Consider the following 22139-nt stretch of genomic DNA (forward strand, 5'->3'; position numbering starts at 1 on the left):
TCCTTAGTCTTTCGCTCGGATTTAGCCCGCCTCCCGTAGGACGTCCAGAAATGCTTCGCCAAATCTTTCGGCGCGCCGATCCCCGAGCAGTCGAACCAGTGTTTGATTGTCCCGAGGGCGGAGTTCCGCGATTTTCGCCAGCTGCGAGGCAGAGCAACTCAGCGGTTTGTCCAATCCGTCTGATCCTCGTAGCAGATCGGCCTGCGCCTCTAGCAATGCGTCATAGAGGTTCGCAGCGCTGCGGCCTGCCAATTTTCGTCGGCTGGGGTGCAAGGCTGCCGCCTCGCCGTTGATGACTTCGAGGAAATCTGTCCCATAGCGTTCCAGCTTTTTCGCCCCAACGCCAGAGATGCGCGCCATTTCGTCAAGGTTCGATGGACGGCGCTCTGCCATCTCGATCAGGGTCTTGTCGTTGAAGATGACATAAGCAGGCACGCTGGCGGCTTCGGCCAATGCGCGGCGTTTGGCCTTGAGCGCGGACAGTAGCGGCATGTCTTCTTCGGACACCATCATCTTGATGGCGGGTCGGCGTGACGTGACAGATATTGTGTCGCGGCGGAGTGTGATGGATTGCTCACCCTTGAGGATCGGGATCGCCGGATCGGTCATGCGCAGGGCACCGTGGCGTTCGGGATCGGGGCGCACCAGATCGTGGCCCATCATCTGGCGGAACACAGCCTGCCAGCCGCGGCGGTCGAATTCCTTGCCCACGCCAAAGGTCGGTAGGCCGTCGTGCCCGCGATCGCGGACTTTGTCGGTCGCGTTGCCGGTCAGAATGTCGATCAGATGGCCCGAACCAAAATATTCGCCCGTGCGTAGGATAGCGGACAGGGCTTTGCGGACGGCTTCGGTGCCGTCAAAGGTCTCTGGCGGCTGGTCACACAGATCGCAATTACTGCAAGGTCCACTGTCCTCGCCGAAATAGGACAGCAGGGACTGGCGGCGGCACGTGACAGCTTCGGCCAGCCCGAGCAGCGAATTCAGGCGGGCATGGTCGGCAGCGCGGCGTTCAGGTGGGGCGAGCCCTTCGTCGATCTGATTGCGACGCAGGCGGATGTCGTCAGGGCCAAACAAAGTTAATGTCTCGGCTGGGGCCCCGTCTCGGCCCGCGCGGCCGATCTCTTGGTAATAGGCTTCGATGGACTTGGGCAGGTCTGCGTGGGCAACCCAGCGGATGTCCGGTTTGTCGATCCCCATGCCGAAGGCGACAGTGGCGACGACGATCAGACCGTCTTCTTGCTGGAAGCGGCGTTCCACGTCGCGGCGGTCGTCAGCCTCCATCCCGCCGTGATAGTGGCAGGCCAGATGTCCTTCGTCACGCAGGGCCTTGGCGAGCCCTTCGGTTTTCGCGCGTGTCCCGCAATAGACGATGCCAGAGCGGCCCCGTCGTGCGGCGGCGTAGGACAGGATTTGGTTGCGCGGGCTGTCTTTGGCAGCAAAGGCCAGATGGATGTTGGGTCTGTCAAAGCCGCGCAGGAAAGAGGTGGGCTGGACACCGGCGAACAGTTTTTGGACGATTTCGTCACGGGTTTCGGCATCGGCGGTGGCGGTAAAGGCGGCCAAGGGCACGTCCAAAGCCTGTCGCAACTCTCCGATCCGCAGATAGTCGGGGCGGAAATCGTGGCCCCATTGGCTGACGCAGTGCGCCTCGTCCACCGCAATCAGGCTGGTGCCAACGTTGCGCAACAGACGTTCTGTCCCCATCGAGGCAAGGCGTTCGGGCGCCATATACAGTAGCTTGATTTCGCCGCGGTGCAGAGCCTCCATCACAGCATCGTTTTCCTCGGCGCTGTTGCCGGATGTCAGGGCACCTGCGCCAACACCTGCTTCGCGCAGCCCGCGTACCTGATCGCGCATCAAGGCGATCAGTGGGGAAATCACCACCGTGACGCCATCGCGTACCAAAGCGGGCAGCTGAAAACACAGGGATTTGCCCCCACCTGTGGGCATGATGGCCAGCACATTCTGGCCGCCTGTTACGGCTTCGACGATATCTTGCTGTCCGGGGCGAAAGGCATCGAATCCGAATACCTGCCGCAACAGATCATGTGCGTGCTGCATGGGGTGTCTTCTGGGATACTGCTCGAGGTGGGCGCGACTGTCCCACACCAAGACTCGGCAGGCAAGGGGCCGAAGCCCCCAGATTTAGAGGAACAGCCCGACGTTGTTCTGCAAGATGATCCGGATCGCGATCAGGATGATGAACGCGACCAGCGGCGCAAGGTCCAAGCCTGGCGTTGCAGGCAGGATGCTGCGGATCGGGCCATAAATCGGCTCGAGCAAACGATTCAGGCCGTCCCAGATCTGACGCACCAAGGGCTGGTACAGGTTCAGCACCTGAAAGCTGATCAGCCAGCTCATGATGATATGGGCGATCATGATGAACCACACCACGTCGAGGATCAGCATGAGGATCTGGTAAAGCGAAGTCATCGGCGCACCCTGTCAAATTTCATCGCAAAATAGGTAGGCGACCGAACGCCCGAGGGCAAGGGTGCCGCGTGACGCAACGTTGCGCGTTGACCCGACAATTGCACGCGTCATGCTGCAATGCGGAACGGAGAGCCCCATGTACCCATTCATTCGTCTAGCCTACGGTGTCCTAAAACAGCGTAAACAGCCGCCCATCGGTTTGACCGAGACGATGGAAACGCAGCACATCTGCTGGCCTTGGGACATCGATATCTGGATGGAACTGAACAACGGTCGGTCCTTGTCGCTCTATGATCTGGCCCGCATTCCCTTGGCGATGCGCACTCCGCTGTGGAAAGCGCTGCGCAAAGAGGGATGGCTGATGACGATGGCCGGAGTCACGGTCCGCTGGCGCCGCCGCGTCCGCATGTTCGACAAGTTTACGATCCGCAGTCGCGGCCTGTGTTGGGATGACAAGTTTATCTACATCGAGCAAAGCATGTGGAAGACGAACGGCGAATGCGCGAGCCACGTGTTGTACCGCACGGCTGTGACGGATCGGAACGGCATCGTCGCGCCCGAACGCGTCTGCGCCGCGATGAATATGCCCGCCGAAAGCCCGCCAATCCCCGATTGGGTTGCTGCGTGGATCAGCGCAGAGGCCGTTCGGCCTTGGCCGCCTATGCAAGAATAGCTTGCACTGGACACCCCAAAGCTGTTCTTTCAAAGCAACAAGATTGGGGTGTGTCGTATGGCAACTGCGGAAGTGCGTAAACGCATATGGGGATGGTATTTTTTCGATTGGGCGAGCCAGCCTTATGCCACCCTCCTACTGACCTTTATCTTTGCGCCTTATGTGAAAGAGCTGCTTAATGATGGGGCCGCAGCACAGGCAACCTGGGGTTTCGGGGTTGGGCTTGCCGGAATCGTTATTGCTTTGCTGGCGCCGATCCTTGGCGCGTTGGCGGATACGTCGGGCAATCGCCGCGGCTGGATCTGGATCTTCTCGGTCATGTACTTTGTTGGGGCCTATGGTCTGTGGTGGGCGGACCCGAACAATCTCAATATGACGTTCGTGATGACGAGCTTTGCGATCGGTATGATCGGGATGGAGTTCGCCACGATCTTTACCAACTCGATGCTGCCCGGTCTGGGACCCAAAGAGGATGTGGGCCGTATTTCGGGCAATGGTTGGGCGTTTGGCTACCTTGGCGGCTTGGTCGCGCTGATCATCATGCTGGCGCTGTTTGCGGACAATGCGGTGACGGGCAAGACCTTCCTTGGCCTTGATCCTGTGTTTGGGCTGGACGCAAGCACCCGCGAGGGCACCCGCGCTGTCGGTCCGCTGACCGCGATCTGGTTTGCGGTGTTCATGATCCCGTTTTTTCTGTTCGTGCGCGACCCCAAGCCCGTTCGTGCGCCGGCAGGCGCTGTTTCGGCCGCGCTCAAGGATTTGGGCCGCACGGTAAAAGGTCTGCCCAAGCATCCGTCGCTGACCGCTTATTTGGCCTCGTCCATGCTGTATCGGGACGCATTGAACGGGATGTACGTGTTTGGCGGCATCTATGCGGCGGGCGTTCTGGACTGGAGCGTCCAGCAAACCGGTATCTTTGGCCTGCTGGCGATCATCTCTGGCGCGCTGTTCTCTTGGCTGGGTGGACGGCTGGACGTGCGATTTGGGCCGCGCCCCGTGATTGTCGTGTCGATCCTGTTCCTACTGCTGGCCTCTGTTCTGACGGTTCTGATTTCACGTGAAACGGTCTTGCTTATGCCTGTGCCCGAAGGGTCAAAGCTGCCGGATATCGCGTTCTTCTTTGTCGGGGCGCTGATCGGGGCGGCGGGCGGTGTGCTGCAATCGGCGAGCCGTACGATGCTGGTACGTCAAGCCAATCCGGCCCGCATGACCGAGGCATTTGGCCTGTATGCACTGGCGGGCAAGGCGACCAGTTTCCTTGCGCCCATGTTGATCGGGGCGGTAACCCTATTTACGGGTAGCCAGCAAATTGGGGTAACCCCTCTGATTGTTCTTTTTCTCGCGGGTCTCTTCCTGATACGCTTTGTAGCGAAAGACGGAGATCCAGCATCATGGTCAAACGCCTCTTAAGTTTCGCACTACTTTTTGCACTCGCCGCTTGCGGAGAGTCGGGCGACGTCCCGACGCCCTCCGCGTCGGCGCGCGTGCAATCCATCGCCTTTTCTGACGGTCCCGCGCCCGGGGTCGATCTGAACCAGACGGCGAAATTCGCCTTTGGCGCGGAAAAGACAGGCTCGCCTCATCCCTCGTTCGCCTTTGGCTCTTATGCCAAGGGCTGCGTGTCCGGCGCCGAGCAACTGGCCGAAACCGGTCCCACGTGGCAGGCCATGCGCCTGTCGCGGAACCGAAACTGGGGTCACCCAGAGCTGGTGGACTTCCTGAAAACCCTGAGCGCCAAGGCCGCCCGCCAACCCGGGTGGGAAGGCATCTATATCGGCGATATGAGCCAGCCGCGTGGGGGCCCCATGCTGACAGGCCATGCGAGCCACCAGATGGGGCTGGACGCCGACATCTGGATGCTGCCCCCGAAACGGTTGAACCTGAGCGTTGCCGAGCGCGAGAGCATTTCCTCAATCTCCATGCGCCGTGCCAACGGGGCCTACACCAACAGCAACTGGACCCCCCAGCATATGGAGGTGATCAAGGCCGCCGCCAAAGACCCGCGTACCGCGCGCATCTTTGTCTTCCCTGGGGCCAAGGTCGCCATGTGCAACGCTGAAAAGGGCGATCGTAGCTGGCTGCGCAAGGTGCGCCCGTGGTGGGGGCATCACTACCACTTCCACGTCCGCCTAAGCTGTCCTGCGGGCATGAGCGGCTGCGTGAACCAAGATCCGCCGCCCGCTGGGGACGGCTGTGATGACGCGCAGCAATGGGTGAACAACATCATCGACCCGCCGCCGCCGGACCCGAACGCGCCCAAACCCAAGCCGCGCCGTCTGATCCAAGTCGCGGACCTGCCGCAGCAATGCGCGGCCATCCTCTCGCCACGTTAACCATCCGTTAACCAAAAGGGGAGCTTGCCATAAGGGGGCGACTCCCCTTATGCGCGGTCCGTTCGCCCCTGTGTGGGCGCGAGTTGCCGTCACCTTCGACAAAAAACGGACCGACATCATGAACCGTATCCTTCCTGGCGTGATCGCCATGGCAGCCGTTGTGGTTGCCTCGAACATCCTTGTTCAATTCCTGATCCTTGATGGTCTGCTGACCTGGGGCGCGTTTACCTATCCCATCGCGTTTCTGGTGACCGACCTGATGAACCGTATCTACGGTGCCGCCGAGGCGCGCAAAGTCGTGCTGGTTGGCTTTGTCACGGGCATCATATGCTCGCTGATTGGCAGCCAGGTTATGCTAGAGTTCGGTCCCGCTGTGCCCCTGCGGATTGGCGTTGCATCGGGCTTTGCGTTCCTGACCGCTCAACTTCTGGACATTGCGGTGTTCGACCGCTTGCGCAGGGGTGTTTGGTGGAAAGCGCCGCTGGCGTCGACCGTTGTGGGCTCTGTGATCGACACGGCCCTGTTTTTCACCGTCGCGTTTTCGGCGCAGATCAGTTTTGGGGCAGATTCGGATGCAGCGACCGCTTGGGCGTTGGATTCTATGCCTTTTATGACGGTTGGACCGTACCAGCCCCTGTGGGTCACGCTCGCCGTGGCTGACTGGATGGTCAAAATTGCTGTCGCTTTGATCGCTCTCGTTCCGTTTCGCATCATTACCGGAAAGTTGAACGCGACTACCCAATAATTCTTTTTGACATCACAAGAAACTGTGCCACCTTTTTCTATAGGAGCAACATATTGAAAGGAGGTGGTCCAGTGTCGAGAAAGGTATTGGAGCGAGGTGTCGGGACAATCGGAGGGTTTTTCGTCTAGGGCAGCCCTTGGGCGCTAAATTCACCGGATTGGCGTCGGCCTAACCGCCCGCCTCCTGCAACTTTCGGAAGGGCCACCGTAGTGCTTCACGGCGGCCCTTTTTCATTGTCAAATTGCACGTCTGGCCCACGTATGGTTTGCGTATGGCAAACGTCATGACGTTCGGAGGGCACCCGTGCTGCGTGTAAACGACAAGATCACAATTCAGGACTGGGAACTGACCGAGCAGTTCACCCGCAGTTCGGGCCCCGGCGGCCAGAATGTGAACAAGGTGTCAACGGCGGTCGAACTGCGGTTCGAGGCCGAGCGCAGCCCCGCGCTGACCGACTCTGTGAAACGACGTTTGAAGAAGCTGGCTGGGCGCCGCTGGACCTTGGACGGGGCGCTGATCCTGCGGGTCGAGGACACCCGCAGTCAGGCCCGCAACCGCGAGATCGCCCGCGAGCGGCTGGTGGAACTGATCCTGAAATCCCTAGAAGTCCCCAAACGCCGCATCCCCACCAAGCCTACCAAAGGCTCTGTCCGCCGCCGCCTCGACGCGAAGAAGCAGCGGGGGGAAGTGAAGGCGCTTCGGGGGAAGGTGGAGTGAACTCTATGAGTCCATGTCAACTTGTTCACTAAGCCCCAAGTTTTTTAGCCTCCACTGCATTGCCGAAGGTGAAACCTGAAATGTTCTGTATAGCTTAGTAAGCGGTGCTTTCGAACTTCCAAGCGTTGATTTCTCTTTTGCGATCTCAGCTTCAAGCAACTCTCTGGGCATGAGTATTTTAGCAGCAAAAGCATTCGCTTGACGTTCATGTACCAGTTTGATTTCGCTATTTGCATACTTTCCGATATGCGCATCGCTACGATACATCTTGTTGTCGTCCAAGCCATTACCAATGAGGCTTCTGTGAAGCGCAAAGTGGCCAAGTTCGTGCGCAAGTGTAAAACGCTGCCGATATGGGTGTTCACTGGAAGCGGTGCTGATTTTATATCGGCCGTTTTCGCAGGCGATTTCACCTGAAATTCCCTGCTCAAGATTGGCAGACATTTCAACAGCCAGGCCCAAGGAACGAGCAATTTGCTCAAGAGGGACAGGCGCCTTAATCAGTAGCGGTCGAATTCTTTCGTATACGTTTGCTTCACTCATCTTCGGTCCATTCGGCATCTGTATCAACGAAATCTGCCAAGTCCTCGTCGTCCAACCCAAGTTCGTTCATCCTGACTTGAAGTTGACTGATGAACTCATCATCACCGATTGCCTTTCTAATTAAAGCAATGGAGTCACTTTGCAAGTACTCGAAGGTCGCAGCCTTTGCGGCCTCCTTAGCCGCTTTGCAAGCCTCAGCTTCAACGTCCTTCTTGAAAATTCCGTAACCAAGGAAGGCGATCAGTGCTAAGCCAAGTCCTAAAACACCTAGCACAACCTCTACCATGGTTACCGAAAGTGCTAAGACTTCCGACCCAGCTTCCTCAGCATTCGCATGCTTGTTAAAGCTCAGTAATATAAAGAAAAACCATACAATTTGAAGGGCGGCGATGAAGGCGACCAAATTTTTGTAGAAATGAAAAGTTTTCCGCATGAATTATCTATGGACCGCTAAATTTAAAAATCTGCTAATGTTGTAAGAAGTTCAAACCACAACCTCTCTTCTCTCCTGCTCCCCAACCCCGAACACGCGCTTGTAGCGTTCGATTTCGTCCTTGGGGCCCATCGCTTTTTCGGGGTTGTCCGAGAGTTTGACCGTCGGGCGGCCGTTGGCGCTGACGGCTTTGCACACCAATGAGAACGGGGCGAGGGCGTCGTTCGGGGCCAGCCCTCGGAAATCGTTGGTCAGGAGCGTGCCCCAGCCAAAGCTGACGCGGACGCGGCCGGCGAATTGGGCGGAGAGGGATTCAATCTGGTCCACGTCCAGCCCGTCCGAAAAGATCACCAGTTTCTGGGTGGGGTCCTCGCCCCTGTCTTGCCACCAGCGGATGGCGGTTTCGGCGCCAGAGGCCGGATCGCCGCTGTCGATGCGGATGCCCGTCCAGCCTGCCAGCCAGTCGGGCGCACGCTTCAGGAAGCCGTCGGTGCCGTAGGTGTCGGGCAGGATGATGCGCAGGTTGCCCGAATGCTCCTCGTGCCAGTCGGCCAGCACCTGATAGGGGGCCTCTGCCAGTTCGGCGTCGGTTTCGGCCAGCGCGGCGTAGACCATGGGCAGTTCGTGGGCGTTGGTGCCGATCGCCTCGACCTCGCGTTTCATGGCGATGAGGCAGTTGGACGTGCCGGTGAATTTGTCCCCCAGCCCCTCCATCATGGCTTGGACGCACCAGTCCTGCCAGAGGAAAGAATGACGGCGGCGTGTGCCGAAGTCCGCGATTTTCAGGCCGTCGATGGTGCGCAGGCGCTGCACCTTTTCCCACATCTGGGTCATGGCGCGGGCATAGAGGACCTGCAGTTCAAAGCGGCCCATTTCATTCAGGACAGCGCGGCCGCGCAGTTCCATCAGCACGGCGAGGGCGGGGATTTCCCAGAGCATGACCTCGGGCCACGACCCTTCGAAGGTCAGCTCGTACTGGCCGTCGATTTTCTCGAGGTGATAGGGGGGCAGGCGCAGGTTTTCGAACCACTCCATGAAGTCGGGGCGGAACATCTGGCGTTTGCCGTAGAAGGTGTTGCCGCGCAGCCATGTGGATTCCCCGCGGGATAGCGATAGGCTGCGGATGTGGTCCAGTTGCTCGCGCAGCTCGCCCTCGTCAATCAATTCGGCGAGGCGGACGGTTTTGCTGCGATTGATCAGGCTAAAGGCAACGCGGGTGTCCGGTTTGTTGCGGAACACCGATTGACACATCAGCAGTTTGTAGAAATCGGTGTCGATCAGGGACCGGACGATGGGGTCGATCTTCCACTTGTGGTTATAGACGCGGGTGGCGATGTCCATGGCACGGATCCCTTGCGGTCGCGGTAACAGGACAGGTGTACGCTAGGCGTGCCTTGTTATCAAAGCGGTTTTTCCACGACGGGGCGCTCTGACAGGACCTGATGTAGGGTCTCGAGCAGTTGGACCTTGCGCACGGGTTTGGTCATGAAATCGTCCATGCCCGCTGCGATGCAAGAGTCGCGGTCGTCCTTTTGGGCGTTGGCGGTCAGGGCGATGATATAGGGTTGGGGCAGGTCGAGCGTTCGGATGCGGCGGGTCGCTTCGATCCCGTCAACGCCGGGCATCTGCATGTCCATCAGGATCAGGTCGGGATGGGCGGCAGTCGTGGTGTCGATCGCTTGCTGTCCATCTTCGGCAAAGAGGATCTCTGCCCCGCATTTTTCGAGGAATTTGCTCATGAGCATACGGTTGGTGGCGTTGTCCTCGGCCACTAGGACGGTGCGGCCGGTCAGATCCTCTGGCGCGGGGGCGGGGGTTTCGGCGGTGGGTAGTTCTTCGATCGTGCGGCGGGTGGCGCAGGGCACGGGCAGGAAGAGCGAGAAGCAGGAGCCTTGGCCCTCGTGGGAGACGGCGGTCAGATCGCCACCCATTTCGCGGGCCAGATGGCGCGAAATGGCAAGGCCGAGGCCCGCGCCACCGAACTCCTGCGCGGTCGTGTCTTCGGCCTGTGCGTAGTAGCCAAAGAGGCGGCGCATGCCGTCTTCCGAGATGCCGATCCCGCTGTCCGTCACGTCCACGGCAAAGCGGCAGGTGTTGGCGATGCGCGAGCCTTGGACTGAAACGGTGACGCCGCCGGTGGGGGTGAACTTGATCGCGTTGTCGATCACGTTGACCAGAATTTGGCGGATGCGCCCTTCGTCTGCGTAGATCATCGGCAGATCGTCGGGCAGGTCGATGGAGAATGACAGGCCCTTGGCCTCTGCGCGGGGGCGGAGCAGGCCGTCGAGTTTGTCAAAGAACTCGTGCAGTTCGAACACATTGGAGGTGATCTTGAGCTTGCCTGCTTCGAGTTTGGACAGGTCGAGGATGTCGTTCACGATCCGCACCAGAGACTCGGCGGTGTCCTGAAGGGCGGCCACATACTGGCGCGACTGGTCCGAAAGGTCCTGTTCAGCCAGCAGATCCGCGAGGCCGACGATGCTGTTCATCGGGGTCCGGATTTCGTGGCTGGTGGTGGCAAGGAATTCGGTCTTGGCCCGCTCGCTGCGTTCGGCCTTGAGCATGGCTTCGGCCAACTCGGTTTCGCGCGCCTTGGAGTGGGTGATGTTGCGCTCGATCGCGATCATGCCACCCGCGTTCTGGGCGACATCCGGCAGGGGCACGAGGTTGGTTTCGACCCAGATCGGCTCGCCCGCCTTGGTGTAGTTCTGCACTTCGATCCGGAGAGGCGTGTGGGTGGCTGCGGCGTGGTCAATCTTGGCAATTGTTTCGCGCGAGGTGAGCGGCCCATTCAGCAAGCCATTGGGGCGGCGGCCCATCACTTCGTTGAGGCTGTAGCCCGTCAGGCGGGTAAAGGCGTCGTTCACCCACGTGATGCGACCGGTTTTGTCGAAGACGATCACCGAGTCATTCGCGTTTTCAGCCACGGCGGCCAGCTGCTGCAGGTACTTTTCGTTTTTCACAAGCTGCTGGTTCGCCTTGCGCAAAGAGGCTTGGGCCGTTTCGGCTGCGCTGCGGTCCGCGTCCTGTTGCTGGAAGCTGGCGTCGGTGAATTCGATGAGCCGATAGGCGACGTACGCCAAAAGGAGCGACGCCAGCGTTTCGTATGCCAGTTGCGGCGAGGCCCCGATTGTCATCCAGCGTACGGACAGGATCAGGATCAGAGCGCAGCCGTAGATCAGCAGGCGGATGAAAATGGCGGGCGGGTTGTAATAAAGAATGGCCCCTGAGTTCATCACCGCTGCGAACAGGTAGCAGATGACGAACATGTCGATGGTTTCATTGGGCTGCAGCGCCGCAGCGCCAATCACGACCGCAGAAAAGAGCACGGCCTGAAATCCGGCGGTGACGGTGCTGAACCGCAGTTCCGGTGTCAGAGGGCCGCCCTTGTCCAGACGCTTGAGCGATTGGTTGAGCGAGATGGTGTCCAGTGCCTCTGCCATACATACCGCGACCACGGCGACGGCGGTCAGGTGCCAAGAGTACGGGAAATACAGGATCAGCGCCCCAAGCGAGCCCACGACCAGACGCACATACATGAGGTCAAGCCGTCCGCCGACATAGTCGCGGAACTTGCCCTCTTTGGCCGAGAGCTTTTGGTTTTGATCTTGCGGCGCGGTGGCGTCACTCATTGCATTCGGTCTCTTTGCGGCAGGACCTACACCCAAGCACCTTGTAAAAGAACTGTGGACGTCGATCCTTTAGTCCACAACCCGAACGGAATTCTGCGCCATCTGGGAAAGCGCATATTCCAAAGACCCTTCCAGATCAATGGCACGGCAGGCCCGCAGGTCTACTGTGACATCAAATCCCTGACGGGCTGCGTCGAGAGCCGAATACGCCACGCAAAAATCAGTTGCGAGTCCGGCTAACGTGACCTTTTGCACATTTATCGTGCGTAAGTAACCCGTTAGGCCAGTCGGCGTGGTCCTGTCATTCTCGAAAAACGCTGAGTAGCTGTCGATGTCGCGGCGGAAGCCTTTGCGAATGATCATGTTTGCGGCGTCCGTTTGCAAATCGGCGTGAAATTCAGCGCCTTGGGTGCCCTGAACACAATGATCAGGCCACAAGACTTGGGTGCCGTAAGACATCTCTACGGTTCCGAAGGGCTCTTTGCCCGCGTGCTGGCTGGCAAAAGAGCTGTGTCCTCCGGGATGCCAGTCTTGGGTCAAGATACAGGCCCCGTAGTCGGGCAGCATTGCGTTGATCAGGGGAACGACGGCCTCGCCGTCGGGGACGGCGAGCGCACCGCCAGTGCAGAAGTCGTTCTGCACATCTATGACTATCAGAGCCGTATCTGCGTACTGCATTGTGATTTTTTCATCCCATCTGAGTCTACGCTAGGGTGCGGGCGGGGCGGCGTCAATCATGCCTCTTGATCGCATTTGACGAGGGGAATAAGTGCATCGGCCATGTATTATATTGCTGCTCTCTACCAATTCACCCGTTTCGACGATCCCGCTGCGCTTCAGGGGCCCTTGAAGGCTGTCTGTGATGCGGGGGATGTCAAAGGCTCGCTCTTGCTCGCGCGCGAGGGGATCAACGGCACCATCGCTGGTCCGCGTGATGGTCTGGACGCTGTGCTGGCCCATATCCGTAGCCTGCCCGGGTGCGCAGGGCTGGAGTGGAAAGAGGCAACGGCCGAGAAGGCGCCCTTTCCCCGCATGAAGGTGCGGTTGAAGAAAGAGATCGTAACCATGGGCCAGCCCGACGTGGACCCCACGGCCCATGTGGGCAACTACGTGGAGCCCGAGGAATGGAACGAGCTGATCCGCAGCCCCGATGTGGTGACCATCGACACCCGTAACGACTATGAGGTGGCGATCGGAACGTTCGAGGGCGCGGTCGATCCGATGACCAAGTCCTTTCGTGAATTCCCCCAGTGGTGGGAAGAGAACAAGGACCGCTTTCACAACAAGCGCGTGGCGATGTTCTGCACTGGTGGCATCCGCTGCGAGAAGTCGACGAATTTCCTGCTGCAGCAGGGCGTGCCCGAGGTGTACCACCTAAAGGGTGGGATTCTGCGGTACCTCGAAGAGATGCCCGAAGAAGAGAGCACGTGGGAAGGTGAATGCTTTGTGTTCGACGGGCGGGTGTCCGTGGGCCACGGCTTGAAGGAAGGGCCGCACGAGTTGTGCCACGCCTGTCGCCGCCCCATCCTGCCAGAGGACAAGGGCCGTCCTGAATATGAGGCGGGTGTGAGCTGTCATCAGTGCGTGGACGAGACGACTGATGCGGACAAGGCGCGGTTCCGCGAGCGGCAGAAGCAGATGGCACTGGCCCGCGAGCGGGGAGAGACCCATTTGGGGACGTTGTCACTGGACGAGTGATGCAGGGGGCGCTGCCCCCTCTTGGCCGTTGGCCAATTCACCCCCGGGGTATTTTACCCAAGAAAGAGATTAGCGTTTGCGGCGGCCGCCTTTGGATTTCGAGATGAAGTCGGGCGGCCGTTTTGCGACCCATGCAAAGAATTTGGCAAGCTGCGGATGAGCGCGCAGGGATTCGGGCGTGTTGTAGTGGCGCGCGAGCTCTGTTTCGCTGATCGCGGCGTGGATTTCTTTGTGGCAGATGTGGTGGATCAGGATGGTCGGGCCACCTTTGCCGCCGCGCAGGCGCGGGATCAGGTGGTGCAAGCTTTGCGGGACGCCCGGTGGGATCGGGCGGTCGCAAAGGGGGCAGATCGGATTGGGGTGCTCTTGTGTCATCGGGGCCTCGGTGGGTAATCATGGCGCGAATTCTGTTCGGAACAAGGGGGCTGGCATGGTCGAGGTTGTGGATGCGCTGGTGATCGGCGCGGGACCCGCTGGGCTGATGGCGGCCGAAATGCTGGGCGCCGAGGGACGGCGCGTGGTTGTTCTGGAGGCTAAGCCGAGTGTGGCGCGCAAGTTCCTGATGGCGGGTAAGTCGGGCCTGAACATCACCAAGGACGAGGAGATGTCGGCGTTTGTGGCGGCTTATGGTGCGGGGGTGGAGCCTTTGGTTCCGGCGTTGCGCGACTTTGGGCCGGTCGAGGTGATGGGCTGGGCCGAAGATCTGGGCGTGCCCTTGTTCGTGGGCAGTTCAGGGCGGGTGTTTCCGAAGGTGATGAAAGCCTCGCCCTTGTTGCGCAGTTGGTTGCGGCGGCTGGACGGATACGGGGTCGAGATTCGGGTGCGGCATCGCTGGGCCGGTTGGGATGGCGATGACGTGTTGGTCGATGGGCCGGAGGGGCGTGTCGTGTTGCGCGCTGGTGTGACTGTGCTGGCATGCGGTGGTGCGAGCTGGGCGCGGCTGGGGTCGGACGGTTCTTGGGCGGAGTATGTGGGGGATGTGGCCCCGTTCCAGCCTGCGAACATGGGGTTTCTGGTCGATTGGTCAGAACATATGGCCAAGCATTTTGGCGAGCCGGTGAAGGATGTGGCCCTGATCGCGGGGGATCAGGTAGAGCGGGGGGAGTTCGTTGTCTCGGCCCGCGGGGTCGAGGGCGGCGGGATTTACGCTGTTTCGCGGGCGGTTCGAGAGGGGGCGGACCTGCGCGTGGACCTGCTGCCGCATTTGTCCGTGGACGAGGTGCGCAAGCGTTTGGCGCGGGGCAAGGCGAAGGATTCGCTGGCCAACCGGCTGCGCAAAACGTTGTCGATGCCGGCGGTGAAGGTGGCTTTGGTACAGGAATTCGCGCGGCCTTTGCCCGATGATCTGGCGCCTGTGCTGAAGGGGTTGCCTTTGGCCTTGGCGGGGCCGCGTCCCTTGGACGAGGCGATATCGGTCGCGGGTGGACTGCGGTTCAGCGCGCTGGACGGGAATCTGATGCTGCGGGAGCGGCCCGGTGTGTTTGCCTGCGGCGAGATGCTGGATTGGGAGGCCCTGACGGGGGGCTATCTGCTGACCGCGTGTCTGGCCAGTGGGCGCTGGGCAGGCTTAGCCGCGGCGCGGTATTAACGGCTGTTGCCCAGCATCGTGAGGCGCAGGAGCGCGCGTTCGACCAGCGCCATGTCCGGGGCGGTTTGCCCTGCGGAGCGTAGTTTGAGGTCGGTTTCCACCAAAAGCCCGATGGCGGTTTGGAGTTTCAGGCTGGGCCAGCGGCCGGCCTGACGTTCCAGTTTCGAGCGGCGGGGGCCGAAAACGGGAGGACGGAGCGCAGCGATGCCAGCAGAGGGGCCGCCTGGGGCGGAGGCCACGGCATGCAGGGTTTTGAAGTGCCGCAGGGCAAAGATCATCAACTCGGTCGGCTTGGTGCCTTGGGCTTCGAGCCGCCGCATGACGGGGCCAAGCTTTTGCGGGCTGCCGTCCGACACGATATCGAGCACGTCGTCAATCGCGGCCTCGGTCGAGGCGGGGGCGCAGGCGGTGATATCCTCGGCGGTCACGGGCGAGGTGTCACCGTATTTGTAGAGCGCCAGCTTCTGAACCGTCTGGCGGAAATCGCCGGGTTCCAGCGTTTGGGCCAGTGCAACCAGCCCGTCCATCGCATCGCGGTCGGGCAGGTCGAGGCCCGATTCCCGCACGATGCCCTCAATCTCTTCTCGGCCGGGCGGATCGTTGTAAATGCCAAGGGCATAGGCCTGTGGGTGGCTTTCAAAAACCTTGCGCAGGGCGGATTTGGCAGCAAGCTGGCCTGCCGTGACCACAAGAACGGCATCGCCCGGACGCCAGCCTTCTAAAGCTGCGGCAATGGGTTTGGCACAGCCGTCGGTCGCGTCCTCGACAAACACGCAGCGCTGGCCGGGGAAGAAGCCTTGTTCTTTTAAAGCGTCGAACAAGAGCGCGCCGTCTTTGCGCACGTCCGCGCCTTGGACGCGGTTCAGGCGCATCTCGGCCTCGCCTTCGGGGCCGATCAGGTGAGAGACGATCTTTTGCCGCCGGTCGGCGACCCGCATGGGGTCCGCACCGTACAGCAGTATCCCCGGCCTCCCTGGGTCGGGGCGCGCGATATAGCTTGTGGCGTCGCGCGGAGACAGTTTCATTGCAGGCGCGTGGCCTCTGCCGTCAGGCGGGCGACGACCAGATCGGCCAGCTGGGTGGCTAGACGTTCGGCGGCATCCGCTTGGGCGGCCTGAGTCGCAACGGTCGAGCCGGTGGCCGAATAGCCCGTAAAGGCCGTGACAGACCCGTGGGCCAAGGACGCCTCGCTACCCGCGCGGCGGACGGAATAGGTCGCCTTGCCCGACAACATAAAGCGGCTGGTGATCTGGTCGGACGTGATGCCTTGGGCGGTACGCGAGAACTCCAGATCATAGACCAGCACCAGATCGCCCGACGTGGTCAGGCCGACGCGTTCCTCGAACCGGCGCACGAACAGGTATTCTGTGCGGTTCTCGGGGTCACGTGCCCGCAGCCGCCCGAACAGCGACTGTGCAGCCCCGCCCGGCGCCAGGGACGGTTTCAAACCGCATCCGGCCAGAGCAAGGGTCATTGCCGCGCCAAGGGCAAAGGCGCGGCGGGTCAGGTTAAACGACGACATTGACGATCCGTCCCGGCACAACAATCAGCTTTTTCGGTGCGTTTCCATCAAGCGCACGCACCACAGCTTCGTGTGCGAGGGCCAGCTTTTCAACCTCTTCCTTTGCCAGATCTTTGGGGACAGTGATTTCCCCACGGCGCTTGCCGTTGATCTGGATGGGTAGGGTCACCTCGTCCTCGACCAGCATCGATTCGTCCGCCTGCGGCCAGTCGGCCTGCGCGATCAGACCGGCGCCACCAAGAAGGGCCCAGATTTCCTCGGCCAAGTGGGGGGTGATGGGCGACATGAGCTGTGCAAGGATCTTGGTCGCTTCGCGCTTTGCATCACCGCCTGCCTTGGATTTCGCCAGCGTGTTGGTGAAGCCATAGAGCTTCGCGATCGACGCGTTGAAGCCAAAGCTCTCGACGCCTGCGGTCACATCGTGGATCGCCTTGTGCATCTCGCGCAGCAGGGCTTTGTCCTGATCGTTCGCAGCGGTCTCGTCGGCGACAGCATCGGTGGCAATACGCCAGACGCGGCTCAGGTGCTTATAGGTCGCTTCGGCGCCCGATGCAGTCCATTCCACGTCACGCTCGGGCGGGCTGTCGGACAGCATGAACCAACGGGCGGTGTCCGCGCCATAGGTGTCGATGATCGCCAAGGGATCGACCACGTTGTTCTTGGATTTCGACATCTTGGCCGAGGGCACAACCTCGACCTCGGCGCCGGTGTCTTTCAGGACAACCTTGCCATCCTTGGTCTCCACTTCCTCGGGGTAGTGGTAGACGGGGCGGCCATCGGCATCCTCGGTTTTGTAGATCGCGTGGGTCACCATGCCTTGGGTGAACAGAGCATTGAACGGCTCTTTGGACTTTTCGGGCAGGTGGCCGGTGATGTTCATCGCGCGGGCAAAGAAGCGCGAATACAGCAGGTGCAGAATCGCATGCTCGATGCCGCCGATATACTGGTCGACGTTCATCCAGTACTCGGCCTCGGTCGCATCGGTCGGGGTGCCTGCACGGGGCGCGGTAAAGCGGGCAAAGTACCATGAGCTGTCCACAAAGGTGTCCATGGTGTCGGTCTCGCGGCGCGCGGGCGCACCACAGGACGGACAGTCACAGTTGCGCCATGTGGGGTGACGGTCCAGCGGGTTGCCGGGCACGTCAAAGGTTACATCGTCGGGCAGTTTGACCGGCAGGTTCTCTTTCTTCTCGGGAACCACACCGCAGGCCTCACAATTCACCACGGGAATCGGGCAGCCCCAGTAGCGCTGACGGGACAGACCCCAGTCGCGCAGACGGAACTTGGTCACGCCTTGGCCCACGCCTTGCTCTTCGCAGAAAGTGACCGCAGCATCCACAGCCTCTTCGCCGGTCTGAAGCTCGGCGCCGCAGAAACCGCGAATGTAGCGGACCTTTTCCGACTTCATCGGAACTAAGGCCTCTTCTTTTTGCTTGAAATACTCATCTGCACCGTCCGCTTCCACGTCCGCAGACACGAAAACAGGGGCGATGGGCAGGCCATACTTGGTGGCGAATTCAAAGTCCCGCTGGTCATGGGCGGGGCAACCAAAGATCGCGCCGGTGCCATAATCCATCAGGATGAAGTTCGCGATGTAGATCGGCAGCTCCCACGAGGTGTCAAAGGGGTGGCGCACGGTCAGGCCGGTGTCAAAACCCTTCTTCTCGGCTTTTTCCAGCTCTTCTTCGGTCGTGCCCATGCGGCGGCAGTCCGCGCAGAACGCCGCGATCTCGGGGTTGGTCTGCTCCAGCTGCTTGGCCAGCGGGTGATCAGGCGAGATGCCCATAAAGCTGGCGCCCATCAGCGTGTCGGGGCGGGTGGTGTAGACCTCGATCCGGTCGAACCCGTCGGGTGCGTCCACGGTCGAGAAGGCAAACTGCAGACCACGCGATTTGCCGATCCAGTTGGCCTGCATGGTTTTCACCTTGGCGGGCCAGTTGTCCAGCGTGTCCAGTGCGGACAGAAGTTCGTCCGAGTAATCGCTGATCTTGAAGAACCACTGGGTCAGCTCGCGGCGCTCGACCAGAGCGCCAGAGCGCCAACCGCGGCCGTTTTCCACCTGTTCGTTTGCCAGAACGGTCATGTCGACCGGGTCCCAGTTCACGACGGCGTTCTTGCGGTAGACCAGACCGGCTTCCAGCATATCAAGGAACAGCGCCTGCTGCTGACCGTAGTATTCCACGTCACAGGTGGCGAACATGCGGTTCCAGTCCAGCGACCAGCCCATGGGCTTCATCTGGCTGACCATCTCGTCGATGTTGCCATAGGTCCAGTCCTTGGGGTGACCGCCCGATTTCATCGCCGCGTTTTCCGCAGGCATGCCAAAGGCGTCAAAGCCCATGGGATGCAGTACGTTATGGCCGGTCGACAGCTTGTAGCGCGCGATCACGTCGCCCATGGTGTAATTGCGGACGTGGCCCATGTGGATGCGGCCCGACGGATAGGGGAACATCTCGAGCACATAGTACTTGGGCTTGTCGTCACTGCGTTCCGCGGTGAAAACTCCGGCCTCGTCCCAGGCCTTTTGCCATTTGGCTTCGATCTCGTTGGCGGAATAGCGCGACATCTCGTGGTCCCCGATCATGCAATACTTGCGCGGGGTGATAGGCTTGTGCGGCCTTTTGGTCCAGAGGCAGCCTGTTTTTTTACGGATTTACCGTTGTGAAGGCGCGTGCCTTCTGACTATCTCTTGGGGCGGCAGATTTGTGGAAGTGATTATTTTATGGACATTCTTTTTATTCACAACAACTTCCCCGGACAGTTCAAGCATTTGGCTCCGGCGCTTGCCGCTCAGGGACATCGGGTGTTGGCGCTGACCCCGCGGGTCGATGGCGTCAAGAAGTGGGAAGGTGTCACGGTTGTCCCCTACCAGATCAAAGCGCCCAAAGCGCAGCAGGTGCACAGTTGGCTCTTGGATATGGACACCAAGCTGCACCGCGCCGAGGGCGCCTATCGCGCGGCTGTTGATCTGAAAAAGCAAGGGTTCAACCCTGTCGCCGTGATCGCTCACCCCGGTTGGGGCGAGTCGCTGTTCATGAAGGACGTGTGGCCTGACGCCCGACTCGGCCTGTTTTGTGAGCTGTATTATCAGTCCGTGGATGGCGGGATGAACTTCGATCCTGAATTCCCTGTGCGCGAAGTCGCGACAGAGCCGCTGCGAATCCGGATGAAGAACCTGAACAACCGCCTGCATCACGAGATTATGGATGCGGGCATTTGCCCGACGAAATTCCAGCTGTCGAGCTACCCGGATTCTTTGAAGTCCAAGATCACGATCTCTCATGACGGGATCGACACAAACAATGTGCGCCCCAATCCGGAGGCGCGTCTCGAGATTGCGGGGCTGTCGCTAACCAAAGAGGACGAGGTGATCACCTTTGTGAATCGTAACCTCGAGCCATATCGCGGCTACCACATCTTTATGCGGGCTCTGCCAGAGCTGCTCAAGCGGCGCCCGAACGCGACGGTTCTGATCGTGGGCGGCGATGGTGTCAGCTACGGGGCCGCCGCGCCGCGCGGACAGACGTGGAAGCAAATATTCATTGATGAAGTGCGCGGTCAGATCTCGGACGAGGATTGGGCGCGCGTCCACTTCTTGGGCAAGATCCCTTACGACAAGTTCCTGACCATGCTGCAGGTCACGAGCGCGCACGTGTATCTAACGTATCCGTTTGTTCTGTCGTGGTCGATGATCGAGGCGATGGCGAGCGAAGCGCCGATCGTTGCCAACGATGTGGCCCCTGTGACTGAAGTTTTGGTCGATGGGCAGAACGGCCTCCTCGTCGATTTCTTTGATAAAGATGGACTGGTTGACCGCGTGTGCACCGTTCTGGACGACAAGGAACTGGCAGCTCGGATGGGCAAGGCTGCGCGGGAGTTGGCGGTTTCCAAGTACGATCTGAAATCTGTGTGCATGCCCAATCAGCTGAACTGGATCGAGAATCTGATCGCCCGACCCAGAATCGATCCCCAAGATTAAAGGCGCGGGAATAGCAGACATAACAAAGGGGCCCGCGGGCCCCTTTTCATTCACCGGTGTTTGCAAAGGGCTTACATGCCCAGATCAGCAACTCGCAACTGGCGTGCGCGGGTAAGAATCGCATCCTCGACTGCGCGCTGGGTGTCGATGCTGACCGGACCGCCCCGCGATTGGAGCGCTACGTTCAGCGAGCGGGCATCAAGTGCACTGTCGGTGACGTAAACAGTCGCGCGATATGCGCGACCACCGCCCGGAGGCGTACCGTAGCCGGTCGACACAACACCCGAGAAAGGGTCGATGGTTTCGACAGGTAGGAAATTCAGAACTTCGAGTGACGCATTCCAGAGGTACCTGTTAACCTCGCCAACCTCTTCGCGGTCTGGCTTGATAAACATGCTGAAAATCTTGGTGCGGTCAGTTTCGACTTCTTGCTCTTCAAAGAAATCCTCACGGGCTTGCTGTGCCGACTTCTCGGAAGCAAATTTCCCGCATCCGGTCAGGCCTGTCGCCATCGCAAGTGAGAGTAGAACAATACGGGCCGTCGCGCGGGTCATGCGGGCTCTCCTAAAAAGTCGAAAAGTCACTTTAGCTGCTTAGCGGTCCTGATCCCTGCCGACAAGGCAGCTTTTGTTTCTTGTACTATAAGGGGCCGCATTTCGTGCGCGTCTGATCATCGAAAGACTGTGGAAACGCTCCGGAAATTCTCTTGTGGCAAATGAGCATCACTTAACTGTTTGTTGCCAAGGGGTGCCATCGTTGACTTGCAACAAGGGGGTCGTTGGGTGCATTCAAACTTCATCAAAACCGGTACACCGGATTGGTACGTGCCTTACGACACATGAGGGAAAAAATGAAAAACGTTCTTTTCGCGACCACCGCGCTGATCGCAACCGCAGGCATCGCCTCGGCAGAAGTGAGCCTCTCGGGCTCGGCAGAAATGGGTATCATCGGCGGCGATCAGGGTATCACCAACGTTGCTGGTAACAACAACGACGAGAACTTCGCTGACCAGTTCCACACCGACATCGACGTCACCTTCACCCTGTCGGGTGAGTCGGACAACGGTATCACCTTCGGTGCGACCATTGACCTGGACGAGTCGCAAGACTCGAACGGTAATTTCGCGGCAACCGACGGCGGCCCCGAAGCGGTATTCATCTCGGGCGACTTCGGCACCCTGACCATGGGCGACACCGACGGCGCTCTGGACAAAGCAGTTGCTGAAACCGACCTGATCGGTGACATCGCAGACGCATCGACCACCTACTCGGTCAAGAGCGCAGCGTTCATGGACGGCCTGCTGGACGGCCAGGTTGCGCGTTACGACTACTCGATCGCTGGCTTCGGCCTGTCGCTGTCGGCTGAGACCGACGACGAGGGCGTAGACCGCACCACTTGGGGCTTCGGCGCAACCTACTCGGTAGCAGGCTACGACTTCGGTGCCGGCTACCAGGGCGGTGAAGACCAAGAAGGCTGGATGGTTTCGGCTTCGACCACCTTCGGTGCAGTTGACGTAGTTGCAAACTACGGTGAGGGCATCACCAACGTAGACGGCGCAGTTGACGCAGTTGCAGCTCGCTACAACATCGCAATGGTTTACACCATGGACGCTCTGTCGCTGGGTGCAAACTACGGTGAGATCCACACCGACGGCGCTTCGACCGACAAAGGCTTCGGTCTGGCGGCGAACTACGACCTCGGCGGCGGCCTGGTTCTGCAGGCTGGCTACGGTGAGCAGACCGTGGACCTCGTAGGTGTTTCGGGCGACGATCCGATCAACATGTACTCGCTGGGTCTGTCGATGTCCTTCTAAGGTCATCTAGATCTTTGATCAGGGAAGAGC

Annotated in this window: 21 protein-coding genes; 9 read left to right on the forward strand and 12 right to left on the reverse strand. The window is 60.0% G+C overall.

Annotated features, from left to right (window positions below; translation table 11 throughout):
* Positions 1–21: 21 nt before the first annotated feature.
* Together recQ and BM225_RS09130 are read right to left on the reverse strand one after the other, a co-directional pair.
* Positions 22–2061: a DNA helicase RecQ gene (recQ, locus tag BM225_RS09125; RefSeq protein ID WP_072709197.1), complete on the reverse strand. Its 2040-nt coding sequence runs from the start codon at positions 2059–2061 to the stop codon at positions 22–24.
* 84 nt (positions 2062–2145) lie between these two features.
* Entirely contained in the window at positions 2146–2433 is a 288-nt protein-coding gene (locus BM225_RS09130) for a YggT family protein (RefSeq protein ID WP_072709199.1), read from the reverse strand.
* Between the two features lie 136 nt (positions 2434–2569).
* On the opposite strand from BM225_RS09130, the gene BM225_RS09135 reads away from it, so the two are divergent.
* From BM225_RS09135 to arfB, 5 genes are all read left to right on the forward strand, one after another.
* Complete coding sequence (locus BM225_RS09135; protein WP_072709201.1) at positions 2570–3106, forward strand: thioesterase family protein; 537 nt, start codon at positions 2570–2572, stop codon at positions 3104–3106.
* A gap of 57 nt (positions 3107–3163) precedes the next feature.
* Positions 3164–4516, forward strand: a complete 1353-nt coding sequence (locus BM225_RS09140) for an MFS transporter (protein ID WP_092464192.1) — start codon at positions 3164–3166, stop codon at positions 4514–4516.
* A complete protein-coding gene (gene mepA / locus BM225_RS09145; RefSeq protein WP_072709205.1) occupies positions 4498–5439 on the forward strand; it encodes a penicillin-insensitive murein endopeptidase in 942 nt (313 codons plus the stop codon). Before BM225_RS09140 ends, mepA begins: the two co-directional genes overlap by 19 nt.
* Before the next feature lie 118 nt (positions 5440–5557).
* A complete protein-coding gene (locus tag BM225_RS09150) occupies positions 5558–6184 on the forward strand; it encodes a queuosine precursor transporter (protein ID WP_072709442.1) in 627 nt (208 codons plus the stop codon).
* Positions 6185–6487: 303 nt separating this feature from the next.
* Entirely contained in the window at positions 6488–6901 is a 414-nt protein-coding gene (arfB, locus tag BM225_RS09155) for an alternative ribosome rescue aminoacyl-tRNA hydrolase ArfB (protein WP_072709207.1), read from the forward strand.
* A 3-nt stretch (positions 6902–6904) separates the two neighbouring features.
* Here arfB and BM225_RS09160 read toward each other — a convergent pair whose 3' ends face one another.
* The 5 genes from BM225_RS09160 to pncA form a co-directional block, all read right to left on the reverse strand.
* Positions 6905–7444: an ImmA/IrrE family metallo-endopeptidase gene (locus tag BM225_RS09160; protein ID WP_072709209.1), complete on the reverse strand. Its 540-nt coding sequence runs from the start codon at positions 7442–7444 to the stop codon at positions 6905–6907.
* Complete coding sequence (locus BM225_RS09165) at positions 7437–7877, reverse strand: hypothetical protein (protein ID WP_072709211.1); 441 nt, start codon at positions 7875–7877, stop codon at positions 7437–7439. The genes BM225_RS09160 and BM225_RS09165 overlap by 8 nt, the downstream gene beginning before the upstream one ends.
* 51 nt (positions 7878–7928) lie before the next feature.
* Entirely contained in the window at positions 7929–9218 is a 1290-nt protein-coding gene (pncB, locus tag BM225_RS09170; RefSeq protein WP_072709213.1) for a nicotinate phosphoribosyltransferase, read from the reverse strand.
* A 59-nt stretch (positions 9219–9277) separates the two neighbouring features.
* Positions 9278–11509 (reverse strand): PAS domain-containing hybrid sensor histidine kinase/response regulator, encoded by a 2232-nt coding sequence (locus BM225_RS09175; protein WP_092464194.1) that lies wholly within the window; start codon positions 11507–11509, stop codon positions 9278–9280.
* 69 nt (positions 11510–11578) lie between these two features.
* Entirely contained in the window at positions 11579–12187 is a 609-nt protein-coding gene (gene pncA, locus BM225_RS09180) for a bifunctional nicotinamidase/pyrazinamidase (RefSeq protein WP_072709216.1), read from the reverse strand.
* A 102-nt stretch (positions 12188–12289) separates the two neighbouring features.
* On the opposite strand from pncA, the gene trhO reads away from it, so the two are divergent.
* Positions 12290–13207 carry an oxygen-dependent tRNA uridine(34) hydroxylase TrhO gene (gene trhO, locus BM225_RS09185; RefSeq protein WP_072709218.1) on the forward strand — a complete coding sequence of 306 codons (918 nt, stop codon included), beginning with the start codon at positions 12290–12292 and terminating at the stop codon, positions 13205–13207.
* 69 nt (positions 13208–13276) lie between these two features.
* Here the strand turns inward: trhO and BM225_RS09190 are convergent, their stop codons facing one another.
* Positions 13277–13582, reverse strand: a complete 306-nt coding sequence (locus BM225_RS09190; protein WP_072709220.1) for an HNH endonuclease — start codon at positions 13580–13582, stop codon at positions 13277–13279.
* Between the two features lie 55 nt (positions 13583–13637).
* Between BM225_RS09190 and BM225_RS09195 the strand changes: the two genes are divergently transcribed.
* The gene (locus BM225_RS09195) at positions 13638–14795 is read left to right on the forward strand and encodes a TIGR03862 family flavoprotein (protein WP_072709222.1); all 1158 of its coding nucleotides are present in this window, start codon (positions 13638–13640) and stop codon (positions 14793–14795) included.
* On the opposite strand, the gene holA is transcribed toward BM225_RS09195, so the two are convergent.
* The 3 genes from holA to leuS are packed head-to-tail and all read right to left on the reverse strand — an operon-like array spanning position 14792 to position 18883.
* Positions 14792–15820, reverse strand: a complete 1029-nt coding sequence (holA, locus tag BM225_RS09200; protein WP_072709224.1) for a DNA polymerase III subunit delta — start codon at positions 15818–15820, stop codon at positions 14792–14794. The genes BM225_RS09195 and holA overlap by 4 nt on opposite strands.
* Entirely contained in the window at positions 15817–16317 is a 501-nt protein-coding gene (gene lptE / locus BM225_RS09205; RefSeq protein ID WP_072709226.1) for an LPS assembly lipoprotein LptE, read from the reverse strand. The genes holA and lptE overlap by 4 nt, the downstream gene beginning before the upstream one ends.
* Positions 16304–18883 (reverse strand): leucine--tRNA ligase, encoded by a 2580-nt coding sequence (leuS, locus tag BM225_RS09210; RefSeq protein ID WP_092464210.1) that lies wholly within the window; start codon positions 18881–18883, stop codon positions 16304–16306. The genes lptE and leuS overlap by 14 nt, the downstream gene beginning before the upstream one ends.
* Positions 18884–19039: 156 nt before the next feature.
* Between leuS and BM225_RS09215 the strand changes: the two genes are divergently transcribed.
* Positions 19040–20296, forward strand: coding sequence for a glycosyltransferase (locus tag BM225_RS09215; protein WP_072709228.1), 1257 nt, complete (start codon positions 19040–19042; stop codon positions 20294–20296).
* 71 nt (positions 20297–20367) lie between these two features.
* Here the strand turns inward: BM225_RS09215 and BM225_RS09220 are convergent, their stop codons facing one another.
* Positions 20368–20850 carry a DUF3576 domain-containing protein gene (locus tag BM225_RS09220; RefSeq protein WP_072709230.1) on the reverse strand — a complete coding sequence of 161 codons (483 nt, stop codon included), beginning with the start codon at positions 20848–20850 and terminating at the stop codon, positions 20368–20370.
* A 296-nt stretch (positions 20851–21146) separates the two neighbouring features.
* Between BM225_RS09220 and BM225_RS09225 the strand changes: the two genes are divergently transcribed.
* On the forward strand, positions 21147–22109 hold the full coding sequence (locus tag BM225_RS09225) for a porin (RefSeq protein WP_072709232.1): 963 nt from the start codon (positions 21147–21149) through the stop codon (positions 22107–22109).
* The last annotated feature ends 30 nt before the right edge of the window (positions 22110–22139 follow it).

This window comes from Donghicola eburneus (assembly GCF_900115865.1).
In the GTDB taxonomy this organism is placed as follows: Bacteria; Pseudomonadota; Alphaproteobacteria; order Rhodobacterales; family Rhodobacteraceae; genus Donghicola; species Donghicola eburneus.

What these genes read in the sequence shown, in the direction of transcription:
- lptE (WP_072709226.1), bottom strand. Translation starts at nt 16,317, where the DNA reads ATGTCGTCGTTTAACCTGACCCGCCGCGCCTTTGCCCTTGGCGCGGCA.
- BM225_RS09160 (WP_072709209.1), bottom strand. Translation starts at nt 7,444, where the DNA reads ATGAGTGAAGCAAACGTATACGAAAGAATTCGACCGCTACTGATTAAG.
- BM225_RS09215 (WP_072709228.1), top strand. Translation starts at nt 19,040, where the DNA reads ATGGACATTCTTTTTATTCACAACAACTTCCCCGGACAGTTCAAGCAT.
- mepA (WP_072709205.1), top strand. Translation starts at nt 4,498, where the DNA reads ATGGTCAAACGCCTCTTAAGTTTCGCACTACTTTTTGCACTCGCCGCT.
- BM225_RS09220 (WP_072709230.1), bottom strand. Translation starts at nt 20,850, where the DNA reads ATGACCCGCGCGACGGCCCGTATTGTTCTACTCTCACTTGCGATGGCG.
- BM225_RS09165 (WP_072709211.1), bottom strand. Translation starts at nt 7,877, where the DNA reads ATGCGGAAAACTTTTCATTTCTACAAAAATTTGGTCGCCTTCATCGCC.
- leuS (WP_092464210.1), bottom strand. Translation starts at nt 18,883, where the DNA reads ATGTCGCGCTATTCCGCCAACGAGATCGAAGCCAAATGGCAAAAGGCC.
- BM225_RS09135 (WP_072709201.1), top strand. Translation starts at nt 2,570, where the DNA reads ATGTACCCATTCATTCGTCTAGCCTACGGTGTCCTAAAACAGCGTAAA.
- BM225_RS09195 (WP_072709222.1), top strand. Translation starts at nt 13,638, where the DNA reads ATGGTCGAGGTTGTGGATGCGCTGGTGATCGGCGCGGGACCCGCTGGG.
- pncA (WP_072709216.1), bottom strand. Translation starts at nt 12,187, where the DNA reads ATGCAGTACGCAGATACGGCTCTGATAGTCATAGATGTGCAGAACGAC.
- BM225_RS09225 (WP_072709232.1), top strand. Translation starts at nt 21,147, where the DNA reads ATGAAAAACGTTCTTTTCGCGACCACCGCGCTGATCGCAACCGCAGGC.
- BM225_RS09140 (WP_092464192.1), top strand. Translation starts at nt 3,164, where the DNA reads ATGGCAACTGCGGAAGTGCGTAAACGCATATGGGGATGGTATTTTTTC.
- BM225_RS09130 (WP_072709199.1), bottom strand. Translation starts at nt 2,433, where the DNA reads ATGACTTCGCTTTACCAGATCCTCATGCTGATCCTCGACGTGGTGTGG.
- BM225_RS09150 (WP_072709442.1), top strand. Translation starts at nt 5,558, where the DNA reads ATGAACCGTATCCTTCCTGGCGTGATCGCCATGGCAGCCGTTGTGGTT.
- BM225_RS09190 (WP_072709220.1), bottom strand. Translation starts at nt 13,582, where the DNA reads ATGACACAAGAGCACCCCAATCCGATCTGCCCCCTTTGCGACCGCCCG.
- pncB (WP_072709213.1), bottom strand. Translation starts at nt 9,218, where the DNA reads ATGGACATCGCCACCCGCGTCTATAACCACAAGTGGAAGATCGACCCC.
- BM225_RS09175 (WP_092464194.1), bottom strand. Translation starts at nt 11,509, where the DNA reads ATGAGTGACGCCACCGCGCCGCAAGATCAAAACCAAAAGCTCTCGGCC.
- holA (WP_072709224.1), bottom strand. Translation starts at nt 15,820, where the DNA reads ATGAAACTGTCTCCGCGCGACGCCACAAGCTATATCGCGCGCCCCGAC.
- recQ (WP_072709197.1), bottom strand. Translation starts at nt 2,061, where the DNA reads ATGCAGCACGCACATGATCTGTTGCGGCAGGTATTCGGATTCGATGCC.
- trhO (WP_072709218.1), top strand. Translation starts at nt 12,290, where the DNA reads ATGTATTATATTGCTGCTCTCTACCAATTCACCCGTTTCGACGATCCC.